The following is an 8,846-nucleotide window of genomic DNA, read 5'->3' as shown; positions in this document are numbered from 1 at the left end:
CTCCGCCGACCCCGAGTGCCGTACGCGGGTCTTCTTCGGGGTGGGACCCGGCGGTCTCTTCCGGCTCCGCGACGGCGTCTGGCAGGACATCGAGCCCCTCCTGCCCGACCCGGGCGCGGTCATCGGGGAACCCGTCGTCGGATACGGCTCCCCGAGCCACCGGAACGCCCCGGGCGCCCCGGATTCGCCGGGCCCCGCCGAATCCACTCCCGACGGGGACCGGCTCACCATGGACTTCGGCATCCTGAACCCGCAGTCCCCGTATATCGAGGCCCCGCCGCCGCCCCCCGCCGAACCGTTCCGCTTCCGGGCCTCCGTCGCCCGCCCGGGCGACACGCTGCTGCTGTGCAGCCCGGGTCTCGCCGAGCCGATGCGCGCGGAACCCCGGTTCGCCGGGGAGCTGGCCGGACGCTGGGCCGGACCGGGGGAGCCGCCGGGTCTTCCCGCCTTCCTCGCCGACACCCAGCTCAGGGCGAAGGGGTACGCGGACCACGTTCCGGCCGGCGCGGTCGGGGATCCCTGCCCGGCGCCGGCAGGCGGCGGCCGGCCGGGCAGGCCGGCCGGAGGGCGGCAGGCCGGCCGGAGGGGAGGGTGGGTCGGCCGGGCAGGCCGGCCGGGCGCTTAACTGGGAGGCGAAACGGCGTCCGGCATGGGTTGATGGTCCTTACCGGCCGTCAGCCGTCCAACCTCGAAAGGGTGCGCATCCCATGGCCAAACAGAACGTGGCGGAGCAGTTCGTCGACATCCTCGTCCGCGCCGGAGTCCAGCGTCTGTACGGAGTCGTCGGCGACAGCCTCAACCCCGTCGTCGACGCCATCCGCCGCAACTCCGCCATCGACTGGATCCAGGTCCGGCACGAGGAGACCGCCGCCTTCGCGGCCGGCGCCGAGGCCCAGCTCACCGGAAAGCTCGCGGCCTGCGCCGGATCCTGCGGGCCCGGCAATCTCCATCTCATCAACGGCCTGTACGACGCCCATCGCTCCATGGCCCCCGTACTGGCGCTCGCCTCGCACATCCCCTCCAGCGAGATCGGCCTCGGCTACTTCCAGGAGACCCACCCCGACCAGCTCTTCCGCGAGTGTTCGCACTACAGCGAGATGATCTCCAACCCCAAGCAGATGCCCCGGCTGCTCCAGACCGCGATCCAGCACGCGATCGGGCGCAGCGGTGTCAGCGTCGTCTCCCTGCCGGGCGATATCGCCTCCCAGGCCGCGCCCGAGAAGTCCATCGAGACCGCGATGGTCACCTCCCGGCCATCGGTACGCCCCGGAGACGCCGAGATCGACAAGCTGATCGGGATGATCGACGAGGCGGACCGGGTCACCCTCTTCTGCGGCAGCGGTACGGCCGGCGCGCACGCCGAGGTCATGGAGTTCGCCGAGCGGGTGAAGTCCCCGGTCGGGCACGCGCTGCGCGGCAAGGAGTGGATCCAGTACGACAACCCGTACGACGTCGGCATGAGCGGGCTGCTGGGCTACGGCGCGGCGTACGAGGCCACTCATGAGTGCGATCTGCTGATCCTGCTGGGCACGGACTTCCCGTACAACGCCTTCCTGCCGGACGACGTGAAAATCGTCCAGGTGGACATCCGGCCGGAGAATCTCGGCCGCCGTTCCCAGCTGGATCTCGCCGTCTGGGGCGATGTCCGGGAGACCCTGCGCTGCATCACCCCGAGGGTGCGGGCCAAGTCGGACCGCAGGTTCCTCGACAAGATGCTGAAGAAGCACGCCGACGCGCTGGAGGGCGTGATCAAGGCGTACACCCGCAAGGTGGACAAGCATGTACCGATCCACCCGGAGTACGTCGCCTCCGTGCTCGACGACCTCGCCGACGACGATGCCGTCTTCACCGTCGACACCGGTATGTGCAATGTCTGGGCCGCCCGCTATATCTCGCCCAACGGCCGCCGCCGGATCATCGGCTCCTTCAGCCACGGGTCCATGGCGAACGCCCTGCCACAGGCGATCGGCGCCCAGTTCCTCGACCGTGAGCGCCAGGTCGTCTCGATGTCGGGGGACGGCGGCTTCACCATGCTGATGGGCGACTTCCTCACCCTGGTCCAGTACGACCTGCCGGTGAAGGTCGTGGTGTTCAACAACTCCTCGCTGGGGATGGTGGAGCTGGAGATGCTCGTCGCGGGGCTGCCGTCGTACGGGACGACCAACAAGAACCCGGACTTCGCGGCGATCGCGCGGGCGTCGGGGGCGTACGGCGTGCGGGTCGAGAAGCCCAAGCAGCTCGCTGGAGCGCTCAAGGACGCCTTCCGGCACAAGGGCCCGGCGCTGGTGGACGTGGTCACCGACCCGAACGCGCTCTCCATCCCGCCGAAGATCAGCGCCGAGATGGTGACGGGATTCGCGCTCTCCGCCAGCAAGATGGTGCTGGACGGCGGAGTCGGGCGGATGGTGCAGATGGCCCGCTCCAATCTGCGCAATGTGCCCAGGCCCTAGGCCGCTTCTGATGGATCTTGCTGGGCTCGCGTGCCCTGGCACCGCGCCTCGCGGCGTTGTCGTCAGTCGCCTACGCTCCGCGTGGACTCCCTCCTCCGCCTTGCGATGCACGGCACCAGACCCCGCTCCCTGACCCAGCCTTATCCATCAGAAACGCCCTGAGACAGCGGTCCACGCCCGCGCCGCGTACAGCGGTCCACGCCCGCGCCGGGGACGACGGTCGTCTCCGGCATTGGGCGTAGACCGGATCCGCACTCCGTACCAAAACCTCGTCCGCTGTGGCTGGTTGACCGTTCAGTAGGCGTGGTGCACCTCCAGCGCGGGCAGTGCTCTCCGTGGAAGCATTCGACACAGAGAGTCGTGACAGAGGTCCGACGTGCGGGTGGGGATGATGACAGGGCGTCAGGGAGGGGCCGGGCCCGGGGCGGGTGGGCACGGGGGACACGGGGGCAGTGGCGCGGGGGGTGGTCACCCCATACGCGGGCGGGCCGCCCCGGCGGGCGCGGCGGGGGTGAACGGACGGCTGCACCGCCGGCTCGGGTGCGCCGATCTCCGGTCCGTGCCCGAAGTGCGCAGGGTGCTGCGGGAGTTGCTGCGGCAGTGGGGCGGCTCGGACACGGCCGGGGTGGCGGAGCTGCTGGCGAGCGAGTTGGTGACCAACGCGCTGGTCCACACCGAGCACGGGGCGGTGGTCACGGCCACGGTAGCCTCCTCCACCCTGCGGGTGGAGGTGCGGGACTTCATGGCCCATCTGCCGGTGTCCGATCATCTGGTGCGCCGGTTCGCCGCTTATGACGACCGCGAGGCGCCTGAGGGCCAGGGGTCCCGGGAAGCCCAGGATCCCCATGAGCCGCATGAGCCGCATGAGGCCCATGAGTTCAATGATGTGCTCGACACCCACGGCAGGGGGCTGGCGCTCGTGCAGAGCCTCGCGGACGCCTGGGGCGTACGGACGCAGAGCGCGGGCAAGGTGGTCTGGTTCGAGCTGCACGACGACCGGTCGGCCGCCTGACCCGCCTGACCCGTCGGGACGCGGGCCCGGTACCGGCCGCGCCGCCGCCGTATCGCGCCGGGCCGGTTCCGTACGCGCTGGTCCGGTTCTTCTGCCCGCGTCGGCCGGTTCCGTACGCGCCCAAGGCCGTTGTGCTTAAGGCCGGTTCCGTACGCGCCGAAGGCCGGTCCGGAGCACCGGACCGGCCTTTCGACTGCTGCCTCTGCTTCTTCGGGGTGCCGCCCGCGATCCGACCGGGTCCGGCCGGGACAGCGGCGGCCTCAGCGGACTCGGCCTCCGCCTCCGCTCAACCGAACTGCTGCTCCAGATCCTTGAGCTTGCGCTCCAGGGAGTCCAGCCGTGGCAGGGTCATGGTGTCGTCCTCGGCGGTGAGGTCGACGGTCCGGGGTTCAGTAGCGGGTGAACCCACGGGCTGGAGGGAGAGCCGGGATCGAAGAGGCAGCTGTCCAGGCTCTATGGCAGGCTCCGCGACGGGTTTGGAACCATCCGTCAGGGCCTGGGCCGAACCACCCCCCGAGGATCCGATGGCCGGTACCTCCGGCTCGCGGACGACCCGGCCGCGCCCCCAGGCGCGGTGCTGCCGGTTGAGCGCCCTTATCCGCGCCCGGTCCAGCTTGGCCTGGTCGCGCGAGCGCATGCGGTTCTGCTTCTTCGCCTGCCGGTCCTCGCGCACCTCTTCGACCGCCTCGTCCAGGGTGCGCACATTCTCCAGCAGCATCAGCGACCAGGCGTTGAAGGTCTCCCTGGGCGCCCTCAGCCACCGGACGATCCGGATCTGCGGCAGCGGGCGGGGCACCAGGCCCTGCTCGCGGAGCGCGGCCCGGCGGGTCTGCTTCAGCGCGCGGTCGAAGAGGACCGCGGCCGACAGCGACATTCCGGCGAAGAAGTGCGGGGCGCCCGCGTGGTCCAGTCCCCGGGGCGCGTGCACCCAGTTGAACCAGGCGGCGGCACCCGCGAACGTCCACACCAGCAGACGCGAGCCGAGGGCCGCGTCGCCGTGGCTGGCCTCACGGACGGCGAGCACCGAGCAGAACATGGCCGCGCCGTCGAGACCGAACGGAACCAGATATTCCCAGCCCCCGGAGAGGTTCAGATTCTGCCGGCCGAATCCGACCAGACCGTGGAAGGAAAGCGCGGCGGCGACTGCGGCACAGCAGAAGAGAAGTACGTAGGAAGCCGTGCCGTATATGGCTTCCTTGCGCCTGCGGCGCTCCTCGCTGCGCTCCCAGGAGTCCTCTGTCGCCGAGATCTTGGCTGCGGCTTTCTTGCCGCGCGCGAGCACTGCGACCGCGACCAGGACTCCCACGAGCATCACGAAGCCGGGAAGCAGCCAGGTAAGCGATATGTTCATACGTTGGTGTCCCTTGCATCTGCATCGCGGTAGGGCTTTTCGGCCGCCATAGTGGCTGAAGTCCCGGCGATCCCAGGGGGGTTTCGTGGCAAGAGAACGCCAATGGGGCCATACGGCATACGGATAGGTGCGTTTCACTCGAACTGCCGTACGGGCAGAGAGAGTTGCGTACGATTTATATCACCCGGAAGCGTGGCGTGACATCCGGAGCGTGACAACAGTCGGGCAAAAGGAATTCACGCGCCCGGCAGCAGCCTCGCCACACGGTCGGCGTCACAGGTGCGGGGACAGGTGACGCAGGTGTCATCGGGCCGCAGTGTATAGAACAGGCAGCAGCTCGCCCGGTCCCGGGTGGGCAGTTGCTCGCCCTGAGGGCCCGTCAGCGTCCGGAAGCCGGAGGTCCCGACGTACGGCTTGGCCGTCCCGGGCATCAGCAGCTCCAGCTCCGCCATCGCGCGATGCTCCTCGCCGAGCAGATTCCCGATGTACCAGAGCCCCTCGACGACCTCGTCCGTCGCCATGCCCCACAGGGCGCGCTTGCCGCGCCGCATCCGGGGGCCGAAGCCGTCCAGCAGGGGGCCCAGGTGCTCGGCGGCGGCGGAGCGGACCTCGGCGCGCAGGGCCTCCTCGTCCGGGACGACCCGGGCGCCGGGCAGTTGGGCCGCGGGATCGCCCGGCAGACAGGCGAACTCGGTGACCCGGACCGTGAACTGGCCCAGCGTCCGCTGGAAGGAGACCTCGGATGCGGGCAGCCGGGGCACCCGGCGGCGCAGAAACCACGGCACCGTGATCAGCAGACAGGCGGGCCAGGCATAGCGGTGCAGTCCGAAACTGGCGATCACGTCCGGGCGTGCCCGCTGCCCGTAGTCCCGCAGCACCTGGGCGTTGTCCCACGCGAGGAAGGCGTCGAGCGCGGGACCGCCGCTCGCCAGGTCGTCCGCGCCCACCCAGCCGCCCCCTATGGGCGCCTGCTCGCCGTTCGTCAGCTCACGGACACGCAGACCGGGGAAGACCTCGGTCAGGCGGGCGTAGGCGTCCTCGACGGGCGAGGCGGGGGCGGGCAGCAGGGCGGGAACGGTCATGCCGGGGACCACCGAATCACGATCGTTAGCAGGTTAGCCTAACCTTACCCGACGTGATCGGTGTTTGAACTGCGGTCCACTCCGCCTATGGTGCACGGGGGGCCCGTGGTACGCCAGCCGGGCCCGGCTGCCGTAAGGAGGACCCGAGTGGAGCAGGCCCGAGCGCGCGAGGTCGCGTCACCCCCGTCGGCGAACGCCTCCTCCCGGCCTCCCGGCGCCCATGCCACGGCACCGCCGCAGGGCAGACGGCCCGCCGGGCGGGCGACCGCGCCGGGCACCGGTCAGCAGGGGCTGAGCCAGGCCGCCGCCCCCGCCGCCGAGCTGCCACGCGTTCCGGAACAGGCGCGCGGCGAGCACACCCACAGCGAGCACACCCACAGCGAACCGGCCGCTCCCCACCCGAAGACCCCCCGCGCCCCCGCCCGGCGCGCGCACGCCCCGCGCACGGTCCAGCGCCACTCCGTCCGCGGCCAGATCCTCCAGGCCCTGCGCACCGCCCTCGTCGACGGCGAACTGGTCCCCGGCGAGGTCTACTCGGCACCCGTGCTCGGCGAGCGCTTCGGAGTCTCCGCGACCCCCGTCCGCGAGGCGATGCAGCAACTGGCCAACGAGGGCATGGTCGAGGTCGTCCCCAACCGAGGCTTCCGGGTCACCATCAGGGGCCCGCGCGAACGCGCCGAACTGGCCGAGGTCCGCGCCCTGATCGAGGTACCGGTGATGCTCCGGCTCGCCCGCAGCGTCCCGGCCGCCCGCTGGAGCGAACTGCGCCCGCTGGCCGAGGCGACGGTCACGGCCGCGGCGGGCGGCGACCGCGCCGAATACGCGGAGGCGGACCGGGCCTTCCACCGCGCGTTGCTCTCCCTCTCGGGCAACGACCAGCTCGTCCAGGTCGCGGACGATCTGCACCGCCGCTCCCAGTGCCCGCTCTCCAGCGGCCCGGTCATCCGCCGCGCCGATCTGGTGGCCGACGCCGCGCAGCACACGGCCCTGCTGGAGGCGCTGATGGCCGAGGATCTGACGCTGGTGCGCGCCTTGATCCGCGAGCACTTCGGCGGCCTGGACGCCTGACGGCTGTGCGCTTGACGGCTGGGCGCCTGACGGGTGGGCGCCTGACGGGTGGGCGCCGGGTGGCCGTCACAGGGTCACCGGGTCACAGGGTCACAGGGTCACCGGGACCTCAGGGCGGCGCCGGGCGGGCGCGCGTGAGCCGGGTGCCGGGCGGGCGGTCAGGGCGGTCAGGCTGGCGGTTCCAGGCTCGTCAGCATCGAGGAGATGTCAAGACCCGTCAGCAGATACTGCTCGAACGTCCTGTTGTGCAGCGCCCACGGCGAACGGCGCACCCGGATCCGGTCGATCGCCTCCGCCGCGCCGTGGCCCAGCTCGATCAGCGTCTGGGCGGCCAGCAGTCCGGAGCGGTTGTAGCCCGAGTGGCAGCGTACGAGAACGGTGCGCCCGCGCCGTACGGCGTCCGCCGTCACCACCGCCAGCCGCCGCACCCGGTCGATCTGCTCGGTGCTCAGCGGATCGTCGGGGATGGCGAGGACGCGGTGCTCGACGCCGGGGGACGGGCCGTGGCCCTCCCGGGTGTACAGGCTGACGACGAGGTCGAACTCACGGTCCACGACCACCGCCTGCTGCCGGCCGCCGCTGTCCGCCCAGAGATGGCCGCCCATCCACAGGCCGGTGGTGATCTCGTCCCACCGGGAGAGCGGATCGGGGACGTCCCCCTCTTCCCGGCGTGTCCTCACCGGGCCCCCGCTCCGCTCATGTGACCGGCTCCGGCTGCGGTGGCAGGGCCAGTTTGCCCGCGAGCCATACGGGCACGCCGCCCAGCAGCCGGAACAGCCGACCCGCCTCCGCCCGCAGCCTGCCCGCCTCCGGCTCCGGCTCGCAGTCGGCGAGCGCGGCCAGCGCCGGGGCCGTACCGATCAGATAGCCCAGCTCCACCCGGATACGCAGCGACTCGGCGAAGCCGTGCCGCGCCTCCGTCAGCTCCCCGTCCCGCAGCGCCAGTCCGGCCTGCTGCTTCCAGGTGAACGAGAGCAGCAGGGGATCGCCGTGGGCCGAGGCCCCGTCGTGGGCGCGGCGGTAGGCCGCGCGGGCCGCCTGCGGGGAGTCGGCGATGTGCTCGGCCACCAGACCGCGGCGGAAGTCGAGCAGCGGTCGCCTCGGCGAGCTGGGCGACAGCAGCGCCGCCGCCCGGCCGAGCGCCGAACGCGCCTCGTCCGCCCGGTCCCGTACGGCGAGCCGGGTCGCGGCGTACGCCAGCCGCCCGCGCTCGCACGCCGCGCCGCCGCGCTCCTCGTCGTCCCCCGCGACGGCCTCGGCCGTACGGAGCGCGTCCTCCGCGTCGGCCCAGCCCTCACCGCTGAACAGACAGCGCTCGACCAGCAGCCCGGCCCGCTCCAGCGCCGCGGCGGGGTCCGCCGCGTGCGGAGCGAGCAGAGCCGCGGCGTCGGTCCAACAGCCGCGCGAGCGCAGCCGCCATACCGCGGTCTGGAGGGGGTCGTCACCTGCGGTGGTTCCGGAACCAGACATGGCGGTATGCGCCACTATGCCCTCCCAGAGCACATCATTGAGCTGTTGAGTAGGTGGCATCTCAGCATGGATGGGTGCGCCGGGCCAAGAGGGTCAGGTGAAATCTTTCACAATCTTTCGGCCGACGACCGGATCCAGCGCGCTTCGCGCCGCCCGCCTGCGGCGTTCACCGGACGTTCACTCCCAGCTCCCGCACCGTCCGAAAACGCTCACGACACCCCTCGTTCCCCGGCCACCCGACGCGCCCGCCCCCGCGGCCGGGGCCGTACGCGGGCGCCGGACGTGCCGGCCGGGCCGCCTGGCTCCGCGGGCCCGGGGCGGAGAGCCCCGGCGGCCGCCCGGGTCAGGTGTGGTCGCGCGCGGGCGGGCCGCCGAGACCCGGAGCGCGGTGGCGGCCCCGCGCCGCGCCCGCG

General features: G+C 71.9%; 7 protein-coding genes and 1 pseudogene. 4 read left to right on the top strand and 4 right to left on the bottom strand.

All coding sequences use genetic code 11. The annotated features are described in order from the left end of the window. From ACWF94_RS24785 to ACWF94_RS24775, 3 genes and pseudogenes are all read left to right on the top strand, one after another. Window positions 1–625, top strand: a pseudogene (locus ACWF94_RS24785) (hypothetical protein); the annotation flags it as partial. Between the two features lie 82 nt (window positions 626–707). Beyond that, complete coding sequence (locus ACWF94_RS24780; RefSeq protein WP_453492475.1) at window positions 708–2,450, top strand: pyruvate dehydrogenase; 1,743 nt, start codon at window positions 708–710, stop codon at window positions 2,448–2,450. Window positions 2,451–2,841: 391 nt separating this feature from the next. Beyond that, window positions 2,842–3,462, top strand: a complete 621-nt coding sequence (locus tag ACWF94_RS24775) for an ATP-binding protein (protein ID WP_453492472.1) — start codon at window positions 2,842–2,844, stop codon at window positions 3,460–3,462. 286 nt (window positions 3,463–3,748) lie between these two features. Here ACWF94_RS24775 and ACWF94_RS24770 read toward each other — a convergent pair whose 3' ends face one another. Both ACWF94_RS24770 and ACWF94_RS24765 read right to left on the bottom strand, forming a co-directional pair. Beyond that, window positions 3,749–4,813, bottom strand: a complete 1,065-nt coding sequence (locus ACWF94_RS24770; protein ID WP_453492469.1) for a DUF2637 domain-containing protein — start codon at window positions 4,811–4,813, stop codon at window positions 3,749–3,751. Window positions 4,814–5,049: 236 nt separating this feature from the next. Beyond that, window positions 5,050–5,895: a (2Fe-2S)-binding protein gene (locus tag ACWF94_RS24765; RefSeq protein ID WP_453492467.1), complete on the bottom strand. Its 846-nt coding sequence runs from the start codon at window positions 5,893–5,895 to the stop codon at window positions 5,050–5,052. A gap of 147 nt (window positions 5,896–6,042) precedes the next feature. Between ACWF94_RS24765 and ACWF94_RS24760 the strand changes: the two genes are divergently transcribed. After that, a complete protein-coding gene (locus ACWF94_RS24760; protein ID WP_453492464.1) occupies window positions 6,043–6,963 on the top strand; it encodes an FCD domain-containing protein in 921 nt (306 codons plus the stop codon). Between the two features lie 167 nt (window positions 6,964–7,130). On the opposite strand, the gene ACWF94_RS24755 is transcribed toward ACWF94_RS24760, so the two are convergent. Beyond that, on the bottom strand, window positions 7,131–7,643 hold the full coding sequence (locus ACWF94_RS24755; protein ID WP_453492461.1) for a protein-tyrosine phosphatase family protein: 513 nt from the start codon (window positions 7,641–7,643) through the stop codon (window positions 7,131–7,133). 16 nt (window positions 7,644–7,659) lie between these two features. Continuing rightward, entirely contained in the window at window positions 7,660–8,493 is an 834-nt protein-coding gene (locus tag ACWF94_RS24750) for a hypothetical protein (RefSeq protein WP_453492458.1), read from the bottom strand. Window positions 8,494–8,846 lie beyond the last annotated feature (353 nt).

The organism is Streptomyces sp. NPDC055078, from assembly GCF_053607985.1.
Note: the sequence above shows the minus strand (reverse complement) of the source record. Positions and strands in the feature narration are given on the sequence as shown.

Excerpts from the sequence above, each read along its gene's own strand:
- ACWF94_RS24780 (WP_453492475.1), top strand. The coding sequence starts at position 708 with ATGGCCAAACAGAACGTGGCGGAGCAGTTCGTCGACATCCTCGTCCGC.
- ACWF94_RS24775 (WP_453492472.1), top strand. The coding sequence starts at position 2,842 with ATGACAGGGCGTCAGGGAGGGGCCGGGCCCGGGGCGGGTGGGCACGGG.
- ACWF94_RS24770 (WP_453492469.1), bottom strand. The coding sequence starts at position 4,813 with ATGAACATATCGCTTACCTGGCTGCTTCCCGGCTTCGTGATGCTCGTG.
- ACWF94_RS24765 (WP_453492467.1), bottom strand. The coding sequence starts at position 5,895 with ATGACCGTTCCCGCCCTGCTGCCCGCCCCCGCCTCGCCCGTCGAGGAC.
- ACWF94_RS24750 (WP_453492458.1), bottom strand. The coding sequence starts at position 8,493 with ATGCCACCTACTCAACAGCTCAATGATGTGCTCTGGGAGGGCATAGTG.